Raw genomic sequence first — 26,279 nt, 5'->3', positions numbered from 1 at the left:
TAGTAGAGATACTATAGCAAAAAGTACAATAAGTTAAGTAAGGGCGTATGGCGGATGCCTAGGCTCTCAGAGGCGATGAAGGACGTGATAAGCTGCGAAAAGCTACGGGGAGGGGCACATACCTTTTGATCCGTAGATCTCCGAATGGGGCAACCCGTCATGTTGAAGACATGACATCTCGCAAGAGAAGTGAACCCGGTGAACTGAAACATCTAAGTAACCGGAGGAAGAGAAAACAATAGTGATTCCGTTAGTAGTGGCGAGCGAACGCGGATTAGCCCAAACCAATGTTGTTACGGCAGCATTGGGGTTGTAGGACCAAGACATTTGATGCTTATTGAATTAGAACTGTTTGGAAAGACAGACCATAGCGGGTGATAGTCCCTTATAAGTAAGATAAGTTATTGATATTGGTATCCTGAGTAGTGCGGGACACGAGTAATCCTGTATGAATCCACCGGGACCATCCGGTAAGGCTAAATACTCCTGAGAGACCGATAGTGAACTAGTACCGTGAGGGAAAGGTGAAAAGAACCCTAAGTAAGGGAGTGAAATAGAACCTGAAACCGTACGCCTACAAGCGGTCGGAGCTGCATTTATGTGGTGACGGCGTGCCTTTTGCATAATGAGCCTACGAGTTACTGTTTCTAGCAAGGTTAAGATTTTAAGAATTGGAGCCGTAGCGAAAGCGAGTCTGAATAGGGCGCTTTAGTTAGTAGTAGTAGACGCGAAACCGAGTGATCTACCCATGGGCAGGTTGAAGCTGTGGTAACACATAGTGGAGGACCGAACCAGTTGACGTTGAAAAGTCTTTGGATGACCTGTGGGTAGGGGTGAAAGGCCAATCAAACTCGGAAATAGCTCGTACTCCCCGAAATGCATTTAGGTGCAGCGTTGAGTAAAAGTTTTATAGAGGTAGAGCTACTGATTGGATGCGGGGGCTTCACCGCCTACCAATTCCTGACAAACTCCGAATGCTATAAAATGTTTCTCAGCAGTGAGGGCATGGGTGCTAAGGTCCATGTCCGAGAGGGAAAGAACCCAGACCATCAGCTAAGGTCCCCAAATATATGTTAAGTTGAAAAAACGAGGTTTGTCTGCCCAGACAGCTAGGATGTTGGCTTGGAAGCAGCCATTCATTTAAAGAGTGCGTAACAGCTCACTAGTCGAGCGGACGAGCATGGATAATAATCGGGCATAAACATATTACCGAAGCTATGGATTTGTATTAATACAAGTGGTAGGGGAGCATTGTAAACTGCGTAGAAGGTGTATTGTAAGATATGCTGGAGTGTTTACAAAAGAAAATGTAGGCATAAGTAACGATAAGGGGTGTGAGAAACGCCCCCACCGAAAGACTAAGGTTTCCTCAGCGATGCTAATCAGCTGAGGGTTAGTCGGGTCCTAAGGCGAATCCGAAGGGAGTAGTCGATGGCCAACGGGTTAATATTCCCGTACTTCTTATAATTGCGATGGGGTGACGGAGTATTGAAAGCACCGCGAACTGACGGAATAGTTCGTTGAAGGCTGTATCTATAGGATCTGTAGGCAAATCCGCAGATTTTGGAGAAGGTTGATAGTACCATAAGGCTTCGGCTGCGTGGATAGTGTGCCTAAAGGCTTCCAAGAAAAACCTCTAAGCTTCAGGTTATAAGAACCCGTACCGTAAACCGACACAGGTAGTTGGGATGAGAATTCTAAGGTGCTCGAGAGATTCATGGCTAAGGAACTAGGCAAAATAGACCCGTAACTTCGGGAGAAGGGTCGCCACGCCTTTGGCGTGGCCGCAGTGAAAAGGTCCAGGCGACTGTTTATCAAAAACACAGGGCTTTGCTAAATTGAAAGATGATGTATAAGGCCTGACACCTGCCCGGTGCTGGAAGGTTAAGTGGAGTTGTTAGCATTTGCGAAGCAGTGAAATGAAGCCCCAGTAAACGGCGGCCGTAACTATAACGGTCCTAAGGTAGCGAAATTCCTTGTCGGGTAAGTTCCGACCTGCACGAATGGTGCAACGATCTGGACACTGTCTCAGCCATGAGCTCGGTGAAATTGTAGTATCGGTGAAGATGCCGATTACCCGCAGCGGGACGAAAAGACCCCGTGAACCTTTACTATAGCTTAGTATTGGCTTTGGATAAGTAATGTGTAGGATAGGTGGGAGACTATGAAGCGGCGTCGCTAGGCGTTGTGGAGTCATCCTTGAAATACCACCCTTTGCTTATCTAGAGTCTAACTCAGAGATGAGGACAGTGCTTGGTGGGTAGTTTGACTGGGGTGGTCGCCTCCAAAAGAGTAACGGAGGCTTCTAAAGGTACCCTCAGCACGCTTGGTAACCGTGCGTAGAGTGCAATGGCATAAGGGTGCTTGACTGAGAGACATACAGGTCGATCAGGTTGGAAACAAGAGCATAGTGATCCGGTGGTTCCGCATGGAAGGGCCATCGCTCAAAGGATAAAAGGTACTCCGGGGATAACAGGCTGATCTCCCCCAAGAGCTCATATCGACGGGGGGGTTTGGCACCTCGATGTCGGCTCGTCACATCCTGGGGCTGGAGAAGGTCCCAAGGGTTGGGCTGTTCGCCCATTAAAGTGGCACGCGAGCTGGGTTCAGAACGTCGTGAGACAGTTCGGTCTCTATCTGCTGTGGGCGTTAGAAATTTGCGTGGATCTGACTCTAGTACGAGAGGACCGAGTTGGACTGACCTCTAGTGTACCTGTTGTTTCGCCAGAAGCATGGCAGGGTAGCTACGTCGGGAAGGGATAAGCGCTGAAAGCATATAAGCGCGAAACCCACCACAAGATGAGATTTCTTTAAAGGGTCGTGGAAGATGACCACGTTGATAGGCTATAGGTGTAAAGGCAGTAATGTCATAGCCAAGTAGTACTAATAACCCATAGACTTATGTACGTTTCCCGCCGCAAGGCGGGAGCCACTCTTTTTTAGTTTGTTGCTTACGATCTTATTTTACCATATGTTAATTTTATACAGTTATGTGAACACGTAGCTGAAAATTTTAGGGTGGTTATAGCATTAGGGCTCACCTCTTCCCATTCCGAACAGAGAAGTTAAGCCTAATAGCGCCGATGGTACTGCATTATTGTGGGAGAGTAGGTCGCTGCCTTTCTTATATTCTTTATATAGAATATGTAAAAGCCTTGTATCAAATGATACAAGGCTTTTTTTGTTAACACTTCTCAATAACTAATGAATTTATAGAATTACTGTTTTTATATAAATACTTATGTTATTATGAATTTAATTACATCGTAGTAGTTATATCATTGTATTTAGTTAATTATTTTATTTAATCTATTTATTCATATTTATACTATCTGTACATTTTTTTAATATTATTTTATTGATTTCTATGTTTTGTAATGTATAAATTGCATTTCATAACAATTTTTTGCAGTTTATAACATTTTTGTAATTCGTATCATATAAAAGCCTATATTTGTATAGAGTTAATAGATAAGTATCTTTTTACTTAAAAATTCTCTGAAAAGGAAAATTATAATCAAATTTTTGTGCTATGTAGTTATTACTACATAGCACATTTTTTTTTAATTCATTTTTTAAAGTTTTTAAGTATTCTTAAACCTTATATATATGGTTTTTATTGTTTATTTATGACTGATGAGGAATATTTTATCCACCTTTATCAACTTTGTATCCTTTGTTTTCAAAGACCTGTTTTTCAAATAGTGAAAACCTTTATACTAGTATTTTTGATATGGGTAAAGAATACTTTTATAATATTTGAGATGTAATTTACACCATGCTTTTTTTTAGTACTGTTAGCTAGAACTTAATATGGCTATATTGGTTTTAATAAAAACATTAAGGTGTAAGCGCTAATACTATATATAGTTTTCAATGAAAGAATTGATACTATAGTCTACTTAGTTGATTTATAAAACTGAATATTATCTGTGTAAAATAGTAGTAGTTTTTATCCAACTTTAATTTTTCCTGTACTCACAAAAAAAATCCTTAATTAATTAAGGATTTTTTTCTGAATGTTTTTGAATATATCAAACATTGATAATATTATTATTTCTTCTATCTCAATCGTGCAATACCTCCAACAAATGAAGCTTCTACAACTGCTCCTTTTTTTGCAGTAGCTGTAGTTAAGTTAGTTTGATAAATATTTACAATTCCAGTATTCTCATCTTTAATAGCAGAGTATACTACTTCTCCGTCTTGAAAAGCAGCAAAGCTACGTCCGCCATTTCCCGTAAATTCTGGTGCTCCAGAAACTTTGGTTATTGATTTAGCTTTTAAGTCGACTATAGCTAAATGTAAGTTTGAATCTGTGTATACATTTCCAAAACCGTTAGATCCGTTAGGTTCTTCTAAAATTTTAGTAGATATAGCGGCAAATAATTTATCGTTTCCAATATAGAGTGCATGAATTATTTTACCTCCATTTGCTGCATTTTCTGTGTTAAAAGTATAAGAAGTATCAAAAGATTCTGTACCTGTAGCTATTTTAAGAATTCCTGCTGGCTTAGTAGCTTTAGTGTAGCCAAAGTTACTATTTGAAACGGTATAAATATCGCCATTTTCTGTTGCAAAGATTCCGCTTCTGGTATTAAAAGATCCTGCAGGACCAAAACGAGTATCACTAATTACTTTATCTAATGTAAAATCTGGATAATTATAAATAGCAACATACTGGGTATCTGTGTTATTTGTAGAAAAAGTTGTATTATCTATAGGGTAAAATGTTTGAAATATTTTATTACCTCGAACTTGCATACCCGATGTAAAAGCCCAGTCTGTGGTTTCACTATACACGTTTCTTAATGGAATCGAATTAGATTTAGTTATTGAGTTTGTTGTAATATCTACTTCATAAAAAGTAATGTTTTGACTCGTCGAAGGACTTTGAGGTTGAGAAATTCCAAGCATTTTTTTACCCGTACCATCAATATCTATAAAACCATCTATTTGAAAAGGAAAAGTAAGTCCCGATAAAATGTTTAATGCATTTCCTTCTGCTGCTGTTACTGCATTCACATCGGTAACACCCAAACCTCCAATACTATAAAAAGTATTTCCTCCAAAAGCATAATCGCGATATCCATCCTGTAGAGTTCCTCTGCCTTGTAAAGATATTGTTCCAGTCATTAAATCATCTACTTCTAATAAAAAGTTTGTTGTTTCGGTAGTTGTAGTTACACCCAAACCTAATACATAGAGTGGGGAGTTGTTAGGGTTTGTTGGGTTATCCTCATTTTTATCACTACAACTCATTATTGAAGTTAAAAGAAGCCCTAGAAATAAGTGTTTGTAAAATTTTTGGCTATTTGTCATGGTATTTAGTTTTAATTATTGTGTTGTTTTACTTATAAAATATCTTAAATTGATAAAAAGGGAACGACCTGGTTTTTGTAATAAATAGTTGTCAAACAAATTTTCATTTGTTATGTTGTCGACTTCAAATGAAATATTAAATTTTCCATTATCTATTGCATACGAAATAAGTGCATTATGAGACAATTGAGTTGGTATATTATCTTGGTTATTTGCACCTAATTGATTGGGTGTAAAAAAATATTCTTTTACATAATTTAAAGAATATCCTATTTGAAACTTGTTTTTTAAATTTATATTCGAAATATTATAATTCAAATTTAGGTTTCCGTATAAATAAGGAATATTTGGAACCCGAAAGTTATAGTTAAAGTTAGGTGAAGTAGAAGTTCCCGATAAGTTTGTGCTCGATAAGAGCTGCTGTTTGTCTATGATATTTTGATATGTTATGTTTGAAGAAATATGTAATCTTTTTTTCCAGTCATACTCTAAATTTATTTCATAACCTGTTGTATTAACTTTTCCAATATTTACAAATTGTCGGTCTACTGGTTGTGATTGAGATTGATCCAATCGAATAAAATTTTCTGACTTTCGAAGTAGATAATTTACATCTACTTTTAATTTGTTTAGGTCATTCAAATTCTTTTCATAAGACAAACCGAGATTAAAATTTAAGCTGTTTTCTGGTTTTAGGTCTATATTTCTCCTAATAAAGAGACCGTCTCCTAACAAGTCTGTAACCTCTGGAAGCCTAAAAGTTCTCTCTAAAGAAGTTTTTATTTGAATTTTAGAACCCAAAAAGTAAGACATAGCAACTCCATGACCAAAATTATTAAGAGCAATTTCTAAGCTCTCTACATTTGTTGAACCTAAAACTTGCTTGAATGTGTTTGCTTTTAGATGATAGTATTTACTAAAAAGAGTTCCGTTAAATTGTTTTAATTTTGCTTGATATGCCAATCCATAAGTTTGTTTTTGTAAACCTTGTGGAAACTTTAGAGAAATATTATTCGGGTTTTCTATGTCTTTTGATTCTCTGTTAAAATTAGAGAATTGATAGTTTAGTGATATTTGATGTTGTTTAGTAAGTTCGTAGGCTATATTTGAAGTTACAATAGTTTCACTTTCCTTATTTTCCAATTGAGTTCTATATGCTTCCGCGCTTGTGGTGTTAATTTTATCTTTTAGCCAATTATACTTAACTTTTGTGGTGTCTATAAACTTATTTTTTGAGGTATTATAAGCTACATTTAATTTAATATCTAATCCGTCTGTAAAAATATCTTTTTTATAATATTTTATAGTAGGAATTAGAGAAGTTGAGTTGGTGGTACGTGCTCCAAAAACCTGATCCATAATAACTCCAGTTTGAATTTCTTTATCATTTTTAGAAGCTATTAAACCCACAATTAATTTATCTGCATAAGGTTTGTTTACCACACCCATTTCTAGGTTTGCAGTAGTAGATTGATATTTGTCATGAAAACGTTCTACATATTGAATCGGTAATCTTTGATTAGTTTGTAAATCTATCGGAGCCACTTTAACTTTAAAGTTGTTATCTGAATAATTATAAAAAACTTTAGCTCTAGTGGTAAATCCAGTTTTTGGTGAAGTGAATGCATAATTTATGTTTGTTTTGTGAGTATTAAAAGATCCATACCCGTATGAGGCATCTAAATAATTAGCATCTTTTCGAGTAATAATATTAACTGCGCCACCTAAAGCATCAGAACCAAGAGTTATCGGTATTACACCTTTATATATTTCTATGTTTTCTGCTAAATTTATTGGAAAATTATTAAGAGTTAAAGAAGAACCAAAATTATCCATAGGAATACCATCTAGAAAAAATTTTACTTGTTTTCCAGAAAAACCATTTAAAGAAAATGAAAAACTAGAACCCAAACCACCGTCTTGCCTAACTCTAACCCCGGCAGTGCTGTTTAATACTTCATTTAAGTTTGATCCCGTATTGTATAAGTCTTCTGCTTTAATAACAGTTACAGCATATGCCTGTTCTCTTGCTTTTCTAAGAGCACCTTTTGTAACAATTTTTATGTTATTTAAATCAGAGGCTAATTCTAATAGAGTAGTGTTTAACAATATCTGGTTTACTGATGAGAAATCTATTTTTTTTATCTCTTTTTTATAGCCTAGGTAAGAAAATTCGATAGTATATTTTCCCTTAAAATCGCCTTTAATTTCATATTTACCAGAAATATCTGAGGCAACACCAGTATTTACTTCTCTTATAACAATATTTACTCCAAAAAGAGGGTTCCCATAAGTATCAGTTACAGATCCAGTTATTTTTTTTTGTGCTATTGTATGAAAACACCCAATAATAAAAATTAATAAAATGGTAAATATCTCTCTCAAATCTTATTGTAATTATTATCTTCTATTTATTAAGACTAATTATAAATAATATGCAAATCTACAAACCAATGTTAGTTTGTGCAAGATTAATATGAGATTTTTTTGTTTTTATTTTTACGTTTTCTACCCCACCAAATAAGTGTACCCGTTACTGGCAAAGAAGCAATAAATAAGCTGGTTAAAAAAGCCATTATTTTACCAAATAGATTTAAATATTGACCTGTGTGTATGCCATAATTCATTTCTTGTAGGCGAGTTCCTGGGCTTTTATCATTATAATATTGAGTAGCTATTAAACGTCCGTTTTCTGGGTGAAAATAAAAATTTGATTGATGGTCGAATTCTAGTGCATCAGGATATGAACCTGTTACGATTGGTTCTCCGTTTCCTCGATTCCAAACAAAAAGCATTCCGCTTTCGGGAATTAAATTTTGTGTTTCAATTAAAGAGGTATCTAGCGCAATATCTGAAGCACTTTTAATATTTTTAAAGCTAGATGGTTCTTTAAAAGTAGGCTTGTTATTTGTAATATTACCGATTTTAAATAAACCTTCATTTACCCATTCGTAGGTAAAAGCTAGCCCTGTTATTGCAATAACTGTAGAAGGTAAAATTAGATAAAACCCAATTATACGATGCCAATCATAATTTTTTCTTCGCCATTTGGCGTTCATCTTAATTTTAAAGTGTTTAGCGGCACCTTTTAGTTTTTTAGGCCACCAAAGTATCAAACCAGAAATGAGCATAACCATAAATATAAGTGTTGCAATTCCTGTAACTTGTTTGCCAATTTTTTCGGGCAGTAATAAAAAGCGATGTAATCTTTCTACCACTAAAAAAAAGTCTGTTTCTAAATTTTGTTCATGAATTATTTTTCCAGTAAATGGATTTAGATGAATATTAAAGGGTGTGTTATCAATTTGAATTTCCACCACTGCTGGCCTTGTTTTGTTATGATATACCACCATTGTTGGTTTACTATTGGGGTGTTTTTTTTTAATAGTATCGAAAATAGTTGCAGGGCCAACAAATATCTTTTCTTGTGGTTCGATAAACCTCCAATCATAAATATTGTCTTTAATTTCATCTTGAAAAACAAAAATACAGCCAGTGATGGCAATGATAAATACAATAATTCCAGAAGAAAATCCGAGCCATAAATGAGCAATTCTTACAAAATTTTTAAGGCTATGTTTTGTTTTTTTTATCAATGATTCTTTCGTTTTTACAGAAAAAAAATAGAATAATTTTTTTCATGCAAATATATTATTTATAATAATTATAAATAACTAAATCATCATTTTCTTTTCAAGTTTAACACTTTTTAAAACCAATAATTAGTCTTTTAATGAAAAGAGATAGTTTTTTACTATAAACTTTTTTGAACTATTATTTATATTCAGAAGTTAATTCATCTACAATTAAATTGTCTTCTAAAGTACCTATTACTCCCATTGCTGCTCTTTCTCCTGAAATCATTGCGGCATTTAATGATCCGTTTAATAATTGATCACCTGCTAAAAATATGGTCGATTTTAGTTTGGTTTCAGTGCTTGCAATTTCATATTGTAAGTTAGTTAACTTCGGCAATGCTTTTTTAATTTGATATCTTTTTAGGAATGCAACATCGTTAATAGCACAATGTTTTTTTAATTCATCAGAAACTTTTAAAACAAGTTCTTCTTCAGTCAGGTGATGTTCTTTAACAATAGTAACAGATAATAGTTCTTTTTTAGCATCTTTATTTTTAGAAACACTTGTAGGAAAAAAAATGTTGTTAATCAGTGCACTTTTATCTGCTATTAAACCTATAAGTGGTTTACCAATAGCATTTACAGATGTTTCAAAATATAAAGTATCACAACTTTTCCATACTATATCTTGATTTTTCAAATTAGAAACCAACTGAGTAGCTTCGGTAGCAATAATTGTTATATGAGTTTTTAGACTAGTATTGTCTGACAAAACAATTTCGTTGTCCTTTATTTCTTTTGCTAATGTATTAAATTTAAAAGAAGTGTTTTTTAAGTTTTTTTTCAGTTGGTTAGGTATTTCTTGAATTCCTTCTTTTGGTATCATCGCATAACCTTTACCAAACATTTTGTAAACAAATTCGAACATCCTACTAGAAGTATCCAAGTCAGATTCTAAGAATATACCTGTAAAAAAGGGTTTGAAGAAACTTTGAATGATAGATTCTGAGAATCCAAAGTCTTTAAGATACTGTAATGTTGTTTTTTCTGGGGTAGAAAATATTGCAGAAATTTCCTTTTTCTTAAGAGTATTGTTGAGCTTAAGAATTTTTAATTTGTCTGAAAAAGTTCCAATTGATGATTTTAAAGTAGGCATCAATAAAGATAAATTTCTTAGTGGATCTCCAATAATTGTTTTATGACCATTTTTATAAATGATTGCACCTGGCAAAAGGTGTTGTAAATTTAACGAATTGAAGTTTAGGTATTTTTTTGCTGCTGGATATTCACTTAATAATACTTGAAAACCATGATCTAGAAAATATCCTTTAACTAAGTCGGATTTTACACGACCTCCAACAGAGTAAGAAGCTTCGATAACTGTTGGCTTGTAGCCATTATCTTCTAAAACTTTTGCAGCTATTAAACCACTAATACCTGCACCAATAATATGTATTTTATAGTCCGATTTCTTCATTTTCTAACTTGTTACGTTGTTCTTTTTTCTTAAGTATGCATTTAAAATTCGTTGAATATCTCTATTATCTTTTTTGGGAGTTGTAAATAAAATATAGTCTTCAGGATTTTTTAGTGTTGTTGCTCTTGTTTTGTCTATATAACCAAAACCTTTGTAAATACTATCTATAATAAGTGCAAATCCAATTTCATTTTTATTTCTCCCAGTTTCTTCAATTACCAGATTTTCTGCTCCAATACCTATAGAATTAATAGCTTCTTTAACACGCAAATTATATTCTTCTACAGATTCTTTTTCACAACAAATACCTTTACATTCTTTAATTTGATAATGAAAGCAACTAGAAACATTGGTTTGTAGGTGGCAATATTTCGGGCATAAATTAAAACTAGCGCATAATTTTTCTAGATGATTTCTAGCCTCTGATACACTATAATATTTAAGTAATGGGTTAGAAATTAGCTTTAGTCTGTTGTATGCTAAATGTATAATTCCTTTTTGGTCTTCATAGGTGAAAAGACCAACAGCTTCTCCGCTTTTTCTTTGTGCTCTGTTATATTTCGGGTACTTATTTTTAATTTCTTCAGATTCGTGTAATAATGCCAAAAGCTCGCTACCTGTCTCAGTATAAGAGATATCTGCAATTTCTAAGCACATTTTTTGCTCTTTTTTCTTTTTGTCGTAAAAGTGACTTATTACTCGTTGCTTAATATTATTTGCTTTTCCTATATAAATGATTTCTTTAGCATTATTTTTAAAATAATAAACGCCATGATTTTCTGGTAAGCTATCGACTGTTTTTTTATCTAATAATGGAGGTAAAGTTGCTTGACGAGAACGAGGGTTTAAAAAAGAGTTTATGGTAAAATTTGAATCTCTTTCAATTAATCTTTTAAATAATTCTACCGTTGCTTCGGCATCTCCTTTTGCTCTATGCCTGCCATTTATAGGAATGTTTTCTCTAGAACAAATATTGCCTAAACTATAAGAAGGCAAACCGGGCATTATTTTTCTTGTAAGGCGAACGGTACACAGTTTTTTGCGTTTAAAATCGAATCCAAGGTTTTTAAATTCATCTCTTATAATATTATAGTCGAAGTTTACGTTATGGGCAACAAAAATTGTATTTTGAGTTATTTGTTCTATTTCTCTTGCAATTTCATAAAATTTAGGTGCATTTCTTACCATGGCATTGGTAATACCAGTAAGATTGGTAATAAATGCTGGAATGTTTTGCTCTGGATTTACAAGAGAGGTAAATTCGTTAACAATTTTTTCTCCATCGAAAATAAGTGCGGATATTTCTGTAATTTTCTGACCTTTATATCCGTTTCCTGTAGTTTCTATGTCTACAACAGCATACAAATTATTGAATTATATTTTTTAAATCTGCAATTGTCTCTGTCGGATTTTCTGCCCCAAAAACATAGCTACCGGCTACTAACACATTGGCTCCAGCTTCTATTAATTGATTGGCATTTTTATTGGTAACACCGCCATCTATTTCTATTTGACAATTCGAATTAGAAAACTCTATTAAATGTTTTAGTTGTGTTACTTTTTTGTAAGTATTTTCTATAAATGATTGTCCACCAAATCCTGGGTTTACACTCATAATACAAACAACATCTAAATCGATAATTATATCTTCTAATACAGCAATTGGTGTGTGTGGGTTTAGGGCAACACCGGCTTTCATACCGGCAGCTTTAATGGCTTGTATGGTTCTGTGTAAATGCGTACACGCTTCGTAATGTACAGTAAGAATATCTACACCCAATTTTGCAAATGTTTCTATGTATTGGTCTGGATTTACAATCATTAAATGCGCATCTATTGTTTTTGTAGCATGTTTGGTAATAGCTTTTAAAACCGGCATACCAAATGAAATATTTGGTACGAAAACTCCATCCATAATATCTATGTGAAACCAGTCGGCATCACTATTGTTTACCATTTCGATGTCTCTTTGTAAATTGGCAAAGTCTGCGGCTAAAATAGAGGGAGCAATTAAATTTTTCATTGTTTAGTGGTATGTTTTTTTATGTTTTACAAAGATAATTAATTTAATAAGTGTGTATCTGTTCTGCGTTAAAAAAGTTAACAAGTATTTTTAGCCCTGATTGAAACGGCATCCTTTTTGTTTTTTACAAAAAGATATAGTGAAAAGCAGGTATTGGCTTCAAAAAAAAACTCTCGAATAAATCGAGAGTTTTAAAATATTCTTATTCAGAAAAGTAAAATTACTAACCAAGGTAGGTCATTAAAATTTTAGATCTGGAGGTATGCTTTAATCTTCTAATCGCTTTTTCTTTTATTTGACGAACACGCTCACGTGTTAAATCGAAAGTTTCTCCAATTTCTTCGAGTGTCATTGGTTGATGTTCACCCAAGCCAAAGTATAATTTTACTACATCTGCTTCTCTAGGAGTAAGTGTTTCTAAAGCTCTGTTTATTTCTATTCTTAAAGATTCGTGTAAAAGTTGTTTGTCTGGATTTGGAGATTCTCCGGAGTTTAAGACATCATATAAATTTGAGTCTTCGCCTTCTATAAGAGGAGCGTCCATAGATACGTGACGGCCAGAATTTTTCATAGATTCTTTAACGTCATTAACCGTCATATCTAATTTTTTTGCAATTTCTTCTGCACTTGGCGGACGTTCATTTTCTTGCTCTAAGAAAGCATACATTTTGTTAATTTTGTTGATAGAACCAATTTTATTTAACGGTAAGCGTACAATTCTAGATTGTTCTGCTAGCGCTTGCAAAATAGATTGACGAATCCACCAAACGGCATAGGAGATAAATTTAAAACCTCTAGTTTCATCAAAACGTTTGGCTGCCTTAATTAAGCCTAAATTGCCTTCGTTTATTAAGTCTGGTAGTGTTAAGCCTTGGTTTTGATATTGTTTAGCAACAGAAACCACAAATCTTAAATTGGCTTTCGTTAATTTTTCTAGCGCTCTTTGGTCGCCAGCTTTAATTAATTGTGCCAATTCTACTTCTTCGTCTGCTGTAATTAGGTCTACTTTACCAATTTCTTGTAAATATTTGTCTAAAGAAGCAGTTTCTCTATTGGTTACTTGTTTTGTAATTTTAAGTTGTCTCATTGTATACTATGACGTTTTATTATAATTGCTTTGCTGCATATAGTTATACGTTCTATTTGAATAAAATGTTACAAAAAATAATCTTTTTTTTAAAAAAGATATTTATCTACCATTTAACGATACTATTAAGCAGTTTGACTTTTTAAAATTTTATTCTGTGACTTCTTTAGTTCTTTTGTGTCATATAAATTAAGTTATCGTGAACACAGTAGCAGTTAAAATTTCAGATGAAGAGTTGGTTTTTGAAATTGTTAAGACAAACAATACCGAGTTATTTGCAACTCTTTACGACAGGTTTTCTAAGGTAGTTTATAATAAATGTTATAGTTTTTCTAAGAGTAAGGAAGAGGCTGAAGATTTAATGCATGATGTTTTTGTAAGATTATTTTTAAAATTGAATACCTTTAAAGGAACTGCTAAATTTTCTACTTGGTTGTATTCTTTTACTTACAATTTTTGTGTAAATTATGTACAAAGAAATAGTTATAAAAAGCAAGAGAAACAAACTGTAATTACAGATGATATTAGAGAAGTAAGCACTTATAGCGATGTTGAAGATTCTTACTTTTTGGCCTTAAAAACGGCAAAACTTAAAGAGGCATTAACACTAATTTCTCCAGCTGATAAAATGATTTTATTAATGAAATATCAAGATGACAGAAGTATTAAAGATATTCAGGATATTTTAGAGATTGGAGAAAGCGCCGTAAAAATGCGAGTTAAAAGAGCTAAAGAAAAACTTGTAAAAGCATACGAGTCACTTTAATAAATTGTATATGAGTAATTCATTTAAAGACATGCTACCAAAACAAAAGGCTTCTACAAAAGTAAAGCGAAATGTTTTGTTAGATGTAAAATTTATTAAGTATACAATAGAAGTTTCGGAGTATTATTTACTTAAATACCCAAAAACAATTACTCATTTTTTTAACAAAAAATAATTTTTACTACTACTTAAATAAGGGGGAGTTAAAGTTTAAGTGATAAATTACCCCAAATTCCATACTTACCATCCATTCGTTATTTTGATTTTCTGGTACATTTGCCTGAAGGCCATCTACACTATCTGATAAGAAATATCTATGATTTAACTGAGTAATTATATCTATATTTTTAGATAATTTATATCGTGTACCAAAGCCAATATTAATAATAATAGATTGTCCTTTGCCAATATCAAGTGCATTTTCGAGCCCAAATTTATTAGGAAGTACTGTAATGTCTTCTCTCCAGTTACCTAATTCTGAATGCAAACTATTTTCGAAAATTGAATATTGAATTCCTACAGAAACAAACGGGTTAAATAAAGTAGTAGCGTACGGATAAATAAACTCTTTTAACGGACGTAAATAATATTCCAAACTCATGCCTACATTCGTTATTTTTACGTTCCCTGTCATAGCACGGATTTTTACACCACTTGGAGTTTGCTGCTCTGCCCAAAAACCATGATGCTCTAACTTAATTTTGTTAATAAACTGGAGCTCAGTTTTTAACATAATGTGATTGATAAACGCATCATTGGGGTTCCAAAGGGTGTTTTTATTAAAAAAGTGTAGGTAATGGGCAACAGTAAAAGAGCTGTTTCTATTTTTAAAGTTGCTGGCAAAATCTCCTCTTTTGCCATAATCTGTTTGTAAACTATTTGTACCAATAAACACACCAATATCATTGGTTAAATGTTGTGCGTTAAAACTAGAAATAGTAACAATCAGAAAGCTAATTGTTAATGAAATTCTCAAGACTTAGGGATCTATTGTTTATTTCACAAACATATTCAAATTTTATTTAAAAAAAAACATTTTTTATTTAATTATTTTAAATTATTGATAATGAATGTGTTTTCTAAAAAATAATTAGCTCTTACTTCTAATTCTTCTTTATAATATATTACTTTTTCAGGAAAAGTTTTTAGAAGATAATTTCCAGTATCCCATTTTTTATTATTGTTAGCATCAATAATAGCTCTAAAGGTGTATGTTTGTGGTTCTAGAAGATTAAATACTAATTTACCAGAATTGTTTACATATTTTCTGTCTACAATCTTGTCTTTGTCTTTTCCAGAAAGTAAATCAATAATTACATTTTCTGAGTTTGGATTTTCTATGTTTAATGTTATTTTACCGTAATCTTCTACTTCTTTAGTTTTTAATTTATAGTTTAAGGTATCGTTAGTTACTTTATAAATGTCTTGAAAAGCAGCTGGTAAAAACTGTAAATTATAGTTTTCGTTTTCTTGTTTGTCAAACAAAAAGGCTATTCTATTTTCTTTGTCGATTGTTATTTTTTTATAATTTATAGCAATAGAATCCTTAATACTAAAGTTAATTTTAGTAGTATCTATTTTTATAATAGGAGTATTACTTTCTATAAAAAAAGTATCCCTAAAATGAAGTACTCCACTTATGGTAGAAGAAATTTTAAGAGAATCTATTTTTTTCTTTCTAAATTTCACAGTAATTGTGTCTAAGAATTTATTATTAGAAACAACAAAGTTTAGAGAATCTCTATCTAACGGGGTATGCCAATAATTTAAGGTGTCTTTTCCTTTTTCTAATTGTGCTATACTTTTATATTCTTCAGGAACTTTAGAAAGTAATTTTACATGCAGGTTCTCTTTTTTTCCTTCAAAAGCAAAAATTATTTTTCCTTTAGAGACTTCTTTTGCTCTAATAAATCGGTAGGGTTGTTCTTCTTTAAATATAGAAATAGGAGTAGTTAATATACTATCTTTCGGTAAAGTAATGGTGTCTTTATAAAACCCAATTTTATCGAGCTTAGGATTGTAAATATAGTCGTTAAAAGATTCTTCTAAAGCTATTAATAAGTACTTACCTTCTTTTAAATTCGTAAAATCAAATTTTGTAGTATCTAATGCAGAAGTAACATAATTGGGTTTTTCTTTAAACACAATAGAGTCTGTAAAAGTACTATCAATTCTGTATAAGGCAATATTCGTTTTTTTCGGTTGTTTGTTTTTGTAGGCATCTTTAACGATTCCACTTGTTTTTAAAGAATCGATGTAATTTCCAGTAGAAAACACATATTTAAAATTTTCTAATTTATTGTTTTCATTATTATCTTCAATGGCGTTACCAAAATTAAATATATAGGTAGTATTTTTCTTTAAAGTATCTACTATTTTTATTTTAATAAACTTACTAGCTGTGCCTTGAGGAGATACTAAAAGGGGTGTTTTTAAAGGAGGAGAAACAATTAATTGTTTATTTAAATCTTTTAATTTAACAAACTCATTAAAATATAGTTTTACCTCTTTTTCTTTAAAATTAATAGATTTATAAGAAGGCTCTGAGGTAACTAGTAAAGGAGGAGTTTCATCTTTAGGGCCACCATCTGGTCTGCCAGTTTTAGCGCAACTTAATATAAAGAAACTCACTATTGTTAAAAAAATAAATGTATAATTGGTTTTCACGAAATTTAAAATTTGATACAAATTAACAATTTATTTTTCACTTTTAACCTACATTATTCGGTGTAGGCAATGGTAGCAATACTTATTTTTACGTTGGGTGTTTTTTGTAGTTCTTTGGCGCATGCCTCTAAAGTAGCACCCGTGGTAACAATGTCATCTACAATAAGAATGTGCTTGTTTTTAAAGTAACTGTTATTTGTTAGTTTAAAGGTAGTTTCTAGATTTTTAAATCGTTCGAAACGCATTTTTAAAGTTTGGGTTTTAGTTTTGTTAGCTCTCACTAGCACCTTTTTTACAAAGGGAATATTTAATTGTTTACTTATATTTATAGCTAATTTATCTACTTGATTGTAGCCTCTTTTTTTTAGTTTTTTTGTATGTAAGGGAACAGAAATAACATAGTCTATTTCTTTAAACTCATTACTTTTTTTTAGTAATTTTCCAATCCAATCCCCAAAAACTTCCCCAATTTCTTCATTTCCTTTATATTTTAACTCTTGAATTAGTTTTTTTGTAATTCCTTCTTTTCTGTATATTAGTAAAGAAAAAGCTTTTTCTATTGGAATCCTTCCCTTAAAAATTGTAAATACCTTATTATCGATTCCGTTTTTAAAATTTGCCAAAGGCATATCGTGTCTACAAAAAGTACAAATAATCAATTCATTTTCTACCAACTGCTTTTTACAACACGCACATAGTTTAGGATAAAAAAGTAATAAAAAATCGCTAATAATATTCATAGTTTTTTATCTAATATACTGAAAAAAAAACAAGCTATTTATTTTGTTTTCGAATGTTATTTGGTCTTGTATGAAATTGAAGCTGATGTTAAGTTATCAATTATCAACTACATAACTTTAAAGTAACTTTAAGAATAGCATTTTTACAACCGTGATTGTAATTTTTACGAATGATGTTTATTTATTGAATTATCGATTTTAGGCCATTTTTTTTACACATTTTTCAAGTTTTAATTTTTCTGATGATATTTGAGAAATAATACAAAAAGTCGATTATTTTTTTATTGAAAAAACTTTACAAACGTTTATATTTGTCGCTATTATGGCAAAACAAGAAGATCAATTTAAAAAAGTATTATCGCACGCAAAAGAATACGGTTATGTATTTCAATCATCTGAAATATACGATGGGTTAAGTGCGGTGTACGATTATGCACAAAATGGTGCAGAGTTAAAAAAGAATATTAGAGATTATTGGTGGAAGGCAATGGTGCAAATGCACGAAAACATTGTTGGTATAGATGCTTCTATTTTAATGCATCCAACCACATGGAAAGCATCGGGGCATGTAGATGCGTTTAATGACCCTTTAATAGATAATAAAGATTCTAAAAAGCGTTACAGAGCAGATGTTTTGGTAGAGGATTATTGTGCTAAAATTGAGTCTAAAATAGATAAAGAAGTAACAAAAGCAGCGAAACGTTTTGGAGACCGATTTAACAAACAAGAGTTTTTAGCCACAAATGAGAGAGTTTTAGGTTACCAAGAAAAAATAGATACTATTTTAAATCGTTTAGGTAAATCTTTATCTAATGAAGATTTAGCAGATGTAAAATTACTTATCGAAGAGTTAGAAATTGCCGATCCATCAACAGGTTCTAGAAATTGGACAGAAGTAAAACAGTTTAATTTAATGTTTGGCACTCAAATAGGTGCCTCTGCAGATACTTCTACTCAAGTATATTTAAGGCCAGAAACTGCACAAGGAATTTTTGTTAACTTTTTAAATGTTCAAAAAACAGGTAGAATGAAAATTCCTTTCGGAATTGCACAAACAGGAAAAGCATTTAGAAATGAAATTGTAGCCAGACAATTTATATTTAGAATGCGTGAGTTTGAACAAATGGAAATGCAGTTTTTTGTAAAGCCAGGAACCCAAAAGAAATGGTATGAATCTTGGAAAGAAACTCGTTTAAAATGGCATTTATCCCTAGGAATGGGTGCAGATAATTATCGTTTTCACGATCATGAAAAATTAGCTCATTATGCAGATGCAGCAGCAGATATTGAATTTAAATTTCCTTTCGGTTTTAAAGAACTAGAAGGAATACATTCTAGAACAGATTTCGATTTAAAAGCGCATGAGGAGTATTCTGGTAAGAAATTACAATATTTCGATCATGAAGAAAATAAGAGTTATACTCCTTATGTAGTAGAAACTTCTATAGGTTTAGATAGAATGTTTTTAGCTGTTTTTTCAAACTCTTTACAAGAAGAAGAATTAGATAATGGTACTTTTAGAACAGTCTTAAAACTACCAGCTGTTTTAGCACCTTATAAAGTTGCTATTTTTCCTTTAGTAAAGAAAGATGGACTACCAGAAGTAGCCAAAGAAATAATGGACGATTTAAAATGGGACTTTAATGTTTTTTATGATGAAAAAGACGCTGTTGGTAAGCGTTACAGAAGGCAAGATGCTGCCGGAACTCCATTTTGTGTAACCGTAGACCACGATACTTTAGAAGACCAATCTGTAACAATTAGACACAGAGATACAATGGAGCAAAAGCGAGTGTTAATATCTGATTTAAAAGCGATTATTAAAGAGGAAGTTGCAGTTCAGTCTTGGTTAAAAAGGATGTAATAATACAAGATTAAATAGTGTTTTAAATAGAATTTAAAATAATGTTTAACTTATTAAAAAATAAAAATCCGTTAGAAGTTAACTTCTAACGGATTTTTTGATTATAGTTTCGCAAAACTAAGATACTTGCAAAACCATATTTATGTTACATCATTCCTGGCATTCCACCACCCATTGGAGGCATTCCGCCAGCAGGAGCATCTTCTTTAATGTCTATTAAAGCACATTCTGTAGTAAGAATCATACCTGCTACTGAAGCTGCATTTTCTAAAGCAACACGAGTAACTTTTTTAGGGTCTATAATTCCAGCTTCTAGCATGTCTACATATACATCACTTTTTGCGTCATATCCGTAGTGTTTTTTACCTTCAAGAACTTTGTTAATTACTACAGAACCTTCTCCACCAGCATTTTCTACGATAGTTCTTAGTGGAGCTTCAATTGCTTTATTTACAATTTGAACACCTGTAGTTTCATCTAAATTTTCGGTAGTAATTTTTTCCAACACTTTTTTAGCTCTTACTAAAGCTACACCACCACCAGCTACAATACCTTCTTCTACAGCTGCTCTTGTAGCGTGTAAAGCATCGTCTACACGGTCTTTTTTCTCTTTCATTTCTACCTCAGAGGCAGCACCAACATATAAAACAGCAACACCACCAGCTAATTTAGCTAAACGTTCTTGTAGTTTTTCTTTATCGTAATCTGAAGTGGTAGTTTCTATTTGAGCTTTTATTTGATTTACTCTTGTTTTTATTGCTTCTGCATTACCGGCACCATTTACAATAGTTGTATTGTCTTTATCAACCGTAATTGTCTCTGCAGTACCTAATAAATCTAATGTAGCGTTTTCTAAAGAGAAACCTCTTTCTTCAGAAATAACTGTACCTCCTGTTAAAATTGCAATATCCTCTAACATTGCTTTTCTACGGTCTCCAAAACCAGGAGCTTTTACAGCAGCAATTTTTAAGCCACCACGTAATTTATTTACTACTAAAGTAGCCAATGCTTGTCCGTCTACATCTTCAGCAATAATTAATAAAGGTCTACCAGACTGAGATACAGGCTCTAGAATTGGTAATATTTCTTGCAGATTAGATATTTTTTTGTCGAATAACAATACATAAGGATCTTCTAAATCTGCAATCATTTTGTCGGCATCAGTTACAAAGTAAGGAGACAAGTAACCTCTGTCGAATTGCATACCTTCTACAACATCTACGTAGGTATCCATTCCTTTCGCTTCCTCTACAGTAATTACTCCCTCTTTACCAACTTTGGTAAATGCAGTTGCAATTAAATCTCCAATAACATCATCGTTATTTGCAGAAATTGCTGCTACTTGTTTTATTTTGTCTGAAGAATTTCCTACTTTTTGTGTTTGCTTTTCTAAGTCGGCAATAATTGCCGTAACTGCTTTGTCTATACCACGTTTTAAATCCATAGGATTTGCACCAGCGGCAACATTTTTTAAACCCTCTTTTACAATTGCTTGTGCAAGAACTGTTGCAGTTGTTGTTCCGTCTCCAGCTAAATCGTTTGTTTTAGAAGCTACTTCTTTTACCATTTGAGCTCCCATGTTTTCAAGCTCATTTTCTAACTCTACTTCTTTTGCTACAGAAACCCCATCTTTAGTAACAGTTGGTGCGCCAAAAGATTTAGAAATTATTACATTTCTACCTTTTGGTCCTAAAGTTACTTTTACTGCATTTGCAAGTGCATCTACACCTCTTTTTAAGCCGTCTCTTGCTTCAATATCAAATTTTATATCTTTTGCCATTTTTTTAAATTTTACTTTTAGTTAAATTTTCTGTTAAACAAAAATTTTTACTGTTATACGTTATGTTTATATGATTGCTAGAATATCAGATTCGCGCATCATTAAATAATCTTTACCTTCTAGTTTTAAATCGGTTCCGCCGTATTTACTATATAAAACAGTATCTCCAATTTTAACAGTTAAAGGCTCATCTACTTTACCGTTTCCTACAGCAACAACAGTTCCTTGCTGTGGCTTTTCTTTTGCATTGTCAGGTATTATAAGTCCAGAAGCTGTTTTTGTTTCTGCTGGAGCTGGTTCTACCAAAACTCTGTCTGCTAAAGGTTTAATGTTTAATCCCATTTTTTATGTAAATTTTGATTAATAAAATTATTTTTTTCAGTGATATTTATTCAGAAATTATGCCATTTTAAATTGACTGACAATTTTTCAATTTCTGAAAATAATTATGATATTTTAGCAAAAAAAAATGCCAACGTGTCATTTACGTTGGCATTTTTTTTACTGATATTTTGTTTATTTTAAACTATCGTTTGTAATGTTTTGCTCTACTGGTGTTGTAGTTTCTATACCATCTAGAGTGTTTTCTAGTTCAAAACCATTGTCTCCCTCTCTTGGAATTGCAAAGTTGGCTAATAAAATTAATGCGAACATTGCTATTGCCAAAGTCCAGGTAGTTCTATCTAAAAAGTTGTTTGTGTTTTGAACGCCACCTAATGATTGTGCTCCGCCGCCACCAAAAGAAGAAGAAAGACCTCCACCTTTAGGGTTTTGTACCATAACAATTAAAATTAAAGCTATGGCTACAATCAGAATTAAAATTAAAAAAGCTGTATAACTCATGATTTATTTTTTTGGATAATTTGTATTCTTTTAATTTGGTCTGCAAAGAAACCACTTTTTTCTGGATATTTCAAACTTAAAATTCGATATGCTTGAATTGCATTTTCATACTTTTTTTGCTCAAGATACACTTTCGCCAAAGTTTCTGTCATTAGCGCTTCATCTTGTTTGTTTTCTGCTACTGGAACTGCAACTTCTTTCCCTTTTTCTAAAGGGATAATCTTAGGATTATTTTTTATAAAACTTTCAATTATTGCTTCTTTTTTATTTGTTAAATGAGCGGGTTTTTCTTCTTTTCTTCTAATAGGAACTTGTGCAGAAAGCTCTAGCCATTTGTTAAAAGAATAGTTTTCTGTAGATTTAAAGTTGAGAGGTTTTCCTATTTTTAAATCTTCTATTACTGTAAGAGGTTGTTTTTTAGGACTCTCTGAACTAATTGTTGATGTTGTTATTTTTTCTGATGTTATTTTTTTATTTATTTGTTGATGAATATTTTCATTTTGTTCTTTGTTAAATGAAGTTATAAAGTCAAATAACACACTTCTGTCGGTAGTATGGCTAGCAGTAATTTTTAGTTCGTTATTGTACTTAAAGCTGTCTTGGTTTTTTAAACCTTTTAAATACAGAGCTCTAGCTGCCTGAAAATAAGGGTATTCGCTAACAACACTTTTTAACTCAGCGGTTTCTACTTGCTTAATTGTTGCGTTATTTTCTAATATATTTATAAAACTTTGTATTTTCAAATCGTACTTTTTTACAGCTTTTTTATTACCACTTACCTACAGATGCATTAAAGATGTCTTGCGTTATTCGTTCTAAAATTTCATCTAATGCAGCTTCTAATACACTTCCGGTTAATTGTGCATTGGCATCATAATCGGAATAAAACGAAAACGAATTTTCAAAATTTTTCTTTTCTTCTAAAGTATTAACATACCGAACGTTTACGGTTATGGTAAGTCTGTTTTGAGCAGAAGTTTGTTCAGCGGTTGCACTCATAGGAGCAATTCTATACCCCGTAATTTCTCCACTAAATTGTAAATCGCCATTGTTAGAAACAAGACTAAGGTTTGTTTGTCTTGTAAATAAATCTTGGAGTTCTGTAGTAAAATCCTGACTCAAATTAGGTTCTACTAATGGAGCTTGATTCGGAAAAAAATCTACTTGTATTGTTTTGGCATTACCAACATCACCTCCAGTAAAGGAGTAGAATTTGCAACCAACAAGCAAAAACATGCTTGTAGTAAATAAACATACAAATATTATTTTTTTCATATTTAATTCTGTTTTAACTATAAATTGTATTGTTTAATTTTTCTGTATAATGTTCGCTCAGAAATGCCCAACTCTTTTGCGGCTAATTTACGTTTATTATTGTTTTTTTCTAAAGATCTTTTAATCATTTCAATTTCTTTGTCTTGTAAAGATAAAGATTCATCTTCTTCTATGGTTTCAATAAAATCGTATTCTTTGTCCGAAGACGTGTTTTGAGGGATGTTTAATACTTCTATATTGTGTTCTCTTAGTTCTTTGTCGCTATAAATTTTTTCTATTAAATGGTGATTTTCTTCTTGAACATCTTCAATGTTTCCATTTTTCATCAAATCTAAAGTAAGCTTCTTTAAGTCATTAATATCATTTCTCATATCAAAGAGAATTTTATACATAATATCTCTCTCTGTAGAAAAATCATTTTCTTTTTTATCACCAACAATAGCTGGGAAATTCCCTTTATTATTAGGTAAGTATTGTTGTAGTTTTGCTGCAGTTATTGTTCTGCTTTCTTCAATTACAGATATTTGTTCAGCTAGGTTTTTTAATTGCCTAATGTTTCCAGGGAATCTATATTTTAGGAGTATTTGTATAGCATTTTCATCTAGTCTGATAGAGGGCATTCTATATTTTTGAGCAAAATCTGCTGCAAATTTTCGAAATAGCAAATGAATATCTTCGTTTCTATCTCTTAAAGCGGGTAATTGAATTTCTACAGTACTTAATCGGTAATATAAATCTTCTCTAAAGCGTTCTTTTTCGATAGCCGACTGCATGTTTATGTTTGTTGCAGCTACAATTCTTACACTTGTTTTTTGTGTTTTTGAAGAACCCACTTTAATAAATTCTCCGTTTTCTAAAACTCTCAAAAGTCGAACTTGAGTAGTGAGAGGTAGCTCTCCAACCTCATCTAAAAAAATGGTTCCACCATCTGCAACTTCAAAATAACCTTTTCGGTCTTGTGTTGCTCCTGTAAAAGAGCCTTTTTCGTGACCAAAAAGCTCACTATCTATTGTTCCTTCTGGAATTGCACCACAGTTTACAGCAATATATTTTGCATGTTTTCTGTGCGACAATGAATGTATTATTTTCGGAATACTTTCTTTACCAACACCGCTTTCTCCGGTTACCAAAACAGAAATATCTGTAGGTGCTACTCGAACTGCTTTTTCTAATGCTCGGTTTAGCTGAACATCATTACCAATTATTCCAAAACGTTGTTTTAATGCTTGTAAGTTTTCCATTTTTCTTTTCTATAATTTGTAAGAAAATCAATTTAGGTAATAGTAATTATTTGGCATTACTACTATTGGTTTTTCTTAATTATTGTCTGAATAACCAACTGCTTTACCTAATAATGTTGCAGAAGTACAATCTTCTATTTTCACCATTACAAAATCGCCTAATTTATAATTTTCTTTATCGAAAACAGCCACTGTATTTTGAGTGTTTCTAGCTTTCCATTTATTTGGGTCCTTTTTAGAAGTTCCTTCAATTAAAAATTCTTCTATTTTACCTAAATGTTGTTTTGTTCTGTATAGAGAGTGTTCTTGCTGCAGATCTATAACTTCTTGTAATCTTCTTTTTTTAGTTTCTAATGGCACATCATCTTCCATCTTTTTTCCTGCTAAAGTACCTGGTCTTTCAGAGTAAGCAAACATAAAACCAAAATCGTATTTTACATATCTCATCAATTCTAAAGTATCTTGATGATCTTGTTCTGTTTCACCACAAAAGCCCACAATCATGTCTTGAGATAACGCCATTTCTGGAATTATTTTAAAAATATTATCTACCAACTCCATATATTCTTCTCTGGTGTGTTGCCTGTTCATAGCTTTTAGCATAGCATTGCTTCCGCTTTGTACAGGAAGGTGAATGTATTTACAAATATTTTTGTGTTTTGCCATTACTCGAATTACATCTAAATGCATATCTTGTGGGTTAGAGGTAGAAAACCTAAACCTAGTTTTCGGAAACCTAGTAGCACACATATCTAATAATTCGGCAAAGCCCACAGCAGTTGCCTGTGCCATTTCAGATGCTTTTTTAAAGTCTTTTTTCAATCCACCACCATACCAAAGAAAACTGTCTACATTTTGCCCAAGCAATGTAATTTCTTTATAGTTTTTGTTAACCATTGTTTGTATTTCTTCTAAAATACTTTTAGGATCTCTACTTCTTTCTCTTCCTCGGGTAAAAGGAACCACGCAAAAAGTACACATGTTATCGCATCCTCTTGTAATAGATACAAAGGCAGAGACTCCGTTGGTGTTAAGTCTTACTGGTGCAATGTCTCCGTAAGTTTCTTCTTTTGATAACAATACATTTACAGCATTTCTACCTTCGTGAACGTCTTCTAAAAGATTTGGTAAATCTTTGTAGGCATCTGGTCCTACCACTAAGTCAACAATTTTTTCTTCTTCTAAGAACTTTTCTTTCAAACGTTCTGCCATGCAGCCTAAAACACCTACTTTCATTTTAGGATTTACACGTTTTACTTTGTTGTATTTTTGTAAACGTTTACGAACTGTAGTTTCTGCTTTTTCTCTAATAGAACAGGTATTTACCAACACCAAGTCTGCTTCTTCTAAAATTTGGGTAGTATTATAGCCTTCTTTATCTAAAATAGCAGCTACTATTTCGCTATCATTCATGTTCATTTGACAGCCATAGCTTTCTATGAACAGTTTTTTTGTGTTTTCAGGTTTGTTTTCTGTGATTAACGCTTTTCCTTGAATCTTCTCGTTAATTACTTTTTCTGTGTGTTCCATATTCAAAAAAATGAATTGCAAATATACAACCAAAATTGAAAATTAATGACAAATTGGCAGAAAAACAACTGGTTTTTTATTGTTAA

20 protein-coding genes and 2 rRNA genes are annotated in these 26,279 nt (G+C 32.1%); 5 read left to right on the top strand and 17 right to left on the bottom strand.

Translation table 11 applies throughout. The annotated features are described in order from the left end of the window. The first annotated feature begins 26 nt into the window (after positions 1-26). Positions 27-2,907, top strand: a 23S ribosomal RNA gene (locus WHD54_RS04665). Between the two features lie 107 nt (positions 2,908-3,014). Next, positions 3,015-3,124: ribosomal RNA gene (gene rrf, locus WHD54_RS04660) — 5S ribosomal RNA — on the top strand. Positions 3,125-4,062: 938 nt separating this feature from the next. On the opposite strand, the gene WHD54_RS04655 is transcribed toward rrf, so the two are convergent. The 7 genes from WHD54_RS04655 to WHD54_RS04625 all read right to left on the bottom strand — a co-directional run bounded on the left by WHD54_RS04655 (position 4,063) and on the right by WHD54_RS04625 (position 13,487). Continuing rightward, positions 4,063-5,322 carry a DUF4374 domain-containing protein gene (locus WHD54_RS04655; RefSeq protein ID WP_088324345.1) on the bottom strand — a complete coding sequence of 420 codons (1,260 nt, stop codon included), beginning with the start codon at positions 5,320-5,322 and terminating at the stop codon, positions 4,063-4,065. A 15-nt stretch (positions 5,323-5,337) separates the two neighbouring features. After that, entirely contained in the window at positions 5,338-7,707 is a 2,370-nt protein-coding gene (locus WHD54_RS04650) for a TonB-dependent receptor (RefSeq protein ID WP_088324346.1), read from the bottom strand. A gap of 86 nt (positions 7,708-7,793) precedes the next feature. Then, on the bottom strand, positions 7,794-8,918 hold the full coding sequence (locus tag WHD54_RS04645) for a PepSY-associated TM helix domain-containing protein (RefSeq protein ID WP_088324347.1): 1,125 nt from the start codon (positions 8,916-8,918) through the stop codon (positions 7,794-7,796). A gap of 178 nt (positions 8,919-9,096) precedes the next feature. Beyond that, a complete protein-coding gene (locus WHD54_RS04640; protein WP_088324348.1) occupies positions 9,097-10,377 on the bottom strand; it encodes an FAD-dependent oxidoreductase in 1,281 nt (426 codons plus the stop codon). 3 nt (positions 10,378-10,380) lie between these two features. Then, the gene (locus tag WHD54_RS04635) at positions 10,381-11,742 is read right to left on the bottom strand and encodes an exonuclease domain-containing protein (protein ID WP_088324349.1); all 1,362 of its coding nucleotides are present in this window, start codon (positions 11,740-11,742) and stop codon (positions 10,381-10,383) included. 1 nt (position 11,743) lies between these two features. Next, a complete protein-coding gene (gene rpe, locus WHD54_RS04630) occupies positions 11,744-12,400 on the bottom strand; it encodes a ribulose-phosphate 3-epimerase (protein WP_088324350.1) in 657 nt (218 codons plus the stop codon). 223 nt (positions 12,401-12,623) lie between these two features. Then, a complete protein-coding gene (locus tag WHD54_RS04625) occupies positions 12,624-13,487 on the bottom strand; it encodes a sigma-70 family RNA polymerase sigma factor (RefSeq protein WP_088324351.1) in 864 nt (287 codons plus the stop codon). Between the two features lie 199 nt (positions 13,488-13,686). On the opposite strand from WHD54_RS04625, the gene WHD54_RS04620 reads away from it, so the two are divergent. After that, positions 13,687-14,253, top strand: a complete 567-nt coding sequence (locus WHD54_RS04620; protein ID WP_233131007.1) for an RNA polymerase sigma factor — start codon at positions 13,687-13,689, stop codon at positions 14,251-14,253. 10 nt (positions 14,254-14,263) lie between these two features. Next, the gene (locus tag WHD54_RS04615) at positions 14,264-14,428 is read left to right on the top strand and encodes a hypothetical protein (RefSeq protein ID WP_158211823.1); all 165 of its coding nucleotides are present in this window, start codon (positions 14,264-14,266) and stop codon (positions 14,426-14,428) included. A gap of 9 nt (positions 14,429-14,437) precedes the next feature. Here WHD54_RS04615 and WHD54_RS04610 read toward each other — a convergent pair whose 3' ends face one another. The 3 genes from WHD54_RS04610 to WHD54_RS04600 all read right to left on the bottom strand — a co-directional run bounded on the left by WHD54_RS04610 (position 14,438) and on the right by WHD54_RS04600 (position 17,660). After that, the gene (locus WHD54_RS04610) at positions 14,438-15,229 is read right to left on the bottom strand and encodes a THC0290_0291 family protein (protein ID WP_088324353.1); all 792 of its coding nucleotides are present in this window, start codon (positions 15,227-15,229) and stop codon (positions 14,438-14,440) included. Positions 15,230-15,300: 71 nt separating this feature from the next. Further along, positions 15,301-16,884, bottom strand: a complete 1,584-nt coding sequence (locus WHD54_RS04605) for an Ig-like domain-containing protein (RefSeq protein WP_233131008.1) — start codon at positions 16,882-16,884, stop codon at positions 15,301-15,303. Between the two features lie 89 nt (positions 16,885-16,973). Beyond that, positions 16,974-17,660 carry a ComF family protein gene (locus WHD54_RS04600; protein WP_088324355.1) on the bottom strand — a complete coding sequence of 229 codons (687 nt, stop codon included), beginning with the start codon at positions 17,658-17,660 and terminating at the stop codon, positions 16,974-16,976. 322 nt (positions 17,661-17,982) lie between these two features. Between WHD54_RS04600 and WHD54_RS04595 the strand changes: the two genes are divergently transcribed. Next, entirely contained in the window at positions 17,983-19,524 is a 1,542-nt protein-coding gene (locus WHD54_RS04595; protein ID WP_088324356.1) for a glycine--tRNA ligase, read from the top strand. Positions 19,525-19,669: 145 nt separating this feature from the next. Here the strand turns inward: WHD54_RS04595 and groL are convergent, their stop codons facing one another. The 7 genes from groL to miaB all read right to left on the bottom strand — a co-directional run bounded on the left by groL (position 19,670) and on the right by miaB (position 26,193). Further along, positions 19,670-21,304: a chaperonin GroEL gene (gene groL, locus WHD54_RS04590; protein ID WP_088324357.1), complete on the bottom strand. Its 1,635-nt coding sequence runs from the start codon at positions 21,302-21,304 to the stop codon at positions 19,670-19,672. Positions 21,305-21,370: 66 nt separating this feature from the next. Further along, on the bottom strand, positions 21,371-21,646 hold the full coding sequence (locus WHD54_RS04585) for a co-chaperone GroES (protein WP_068449432.1): 276 nt from the start codon (positions 21,644-21,646) through the stop codon (positions 21,371-21,373). A gap of 174 nt (positions 21,647-21,820) precedes the next feature. Further along, positions 21,821-22,147 (bottom strand): preprotein translocase subunit SecG, encoded by a 327-nt coding sequence (secG, locus tag WHD54_RS04580; protein WP_088324358.1) that lies wholly within the window; start codon positions 22,145-22,147, stop codon positions 21,821-21,823. Further along, positions 22,144-22,890 (bottom strand): hypothetical protein, encoded by a 747-nt coding sequence (locus WHD54_RS04575; RefSeq protein WP_088324359.1) that lies wholly within the window; start codon positions 22,888-22,890, stop codon positions 22,144-22,146. Before WHD54_RS04575 ends, secG begins: the two co-directional genes overlap by 4 nt. Before the next feature lie 25 nt (positions 22,891-22,915). Further along, positions 22,916-23,422, bottom strand: a complete 507-nt coding sequence (locus WHD54_RS04570; RefSeq protein WP_088324360.1) for an LptE family protein — start codon at positions 23,420-23,422, stop codon at positions 22,916-22,918. Between the two features lie 17 nt (positions 23,423-23,439). Next, positions 23,440-24,663, bottom strand: a complete 1,224-nt coding sequence (locus tag WHD54_RS04565; RefSeq protein WP_088324361.1) for a sigma 54-interacting transcriptional regulator — start codon at positions 24,661-24,663, stop codon at positions 23,440-23,442. A 75-nt stretch (positions 24,664-24,738) separates the two neighbouring features. Next, on the bottom strand, positions 24,739-26,193 hold the full coding sequence (gene miaB / locus WHD54_RS04560; RefSeq protein ID WP_088324362.1) for a tRNA (N6-isopentenyl adenosine(37)-C2)-methylthiotransferase MiaB: 1,455 nt from the start codon (positions 26,191-26,193) through the stop codon (positions 24,739-24,741). Positions 26,194-26,279: the final 86 nt, after the last annotated feature.

The sequence above is a fragment of the Polaribacter tangerinus genome (genome assembly GCF_038024095.1).
Classification (GTDB): domain Bacteria; phylum Bacteroidota; class Bacteroidia; order Flavobacteriales; family Flavobacteriaceae; genus Polaribacter; species Polaribacter tangerinus.
The sequence above is the reverse complement of the archived record's forward strand: the minus strand, read 5'-3'. Positions and strand labels throughout refer to the sequence as shown.

Bases quoted from the DNA above. Each gene is read 5' to 3' on its own strand.
- WHD54_RS04655 (WP_088324345.1), bottom strand. From the start codon at position 5,322: ATGACAAATAGCCAAAAATTTTACAAACACTTATTTCTAGGGCTTCTT.
- WHD54_RS04640 (WP_088324348.1), bottom strand. From the start codon at position 10,377: ATGAAGAAATCGGACTATAAAATACATATTATTGGTGCAGGTATTAGT.
- rpe (WP_088324350.1), bottom strand. From the start codon at position 12,400: ATGAAAAATTTAATTGCTCCCTCTATTTTAGCCGCAGACTTTGCCAAT.
- WHD54_RS04625 (WP_088324351.1), bottom strand. From the start codon at position 13,487: ATGAGACAACTTAAAATTACAAAACAAGTAACCAATAGAGAAACTGCT.
- WHD54_RS04615 (WP_158211823.1), top strand. From the start codon at position 14,264: ATGAGTAATTCATTTAAAGACATGCTACCAAAACAAAAGGCTTCTACA.
- WHD54_RS04600 (WP_088324355.1), bottom strand. From the start codon at position 17,660: ATGAATATTATTAGCGATTTTTTATTACTTTTTTATCCTAAACTATGT.
- WHD54_RS04595 (WP_088324356.1), top strand. From the start codon at position 17,983: ATGGCAAAACAAGAAGATCAATTTAAAAAAGTATTATCGCACGCAAAA.
- groL (WP_088324357.1), bottom strand. From the start codon at position 21,304: ATGGCAAAAGATATAAAATTTGATATTGAAGCAAGAGACGGCTTAAAA.
- WHD54_RS04585 (WP_068449432.1), bottom strand. From the start codon at position 21,646: ATGGGATTAAACATTAAACCTTTAGCAGACAGAGTTTTGGTAGAACCA.
- secG (WP_088324358.1), bottom strand. From the start codon at position 22,147: ATGAGTTATACAGCTTTTTTAATTTTAATTCTGATTGTAGCCATAGCT.
- WHD54_RS04570 (WP_088324360.1), bottom strand. From the start codon at position 23,422: ATGAAAAAAATAATATTTGTATGTTTATTTACTACAAGCATGTTTTTG.
- WHD54_RS04565 (WP_088324361.1), bottom strand. From the start codon at position 24,663: ATGGAAAACTTACAAGCATTAAAACAACGTTTTGGAATAATTGGTAAT.
- miaB (WP_088324362.1), bottom strand. From the start codon at position 26,193: ATGGAACACACAGAAAAAGTAATTAACGAGAAGATTCAAGGAAAAGCG.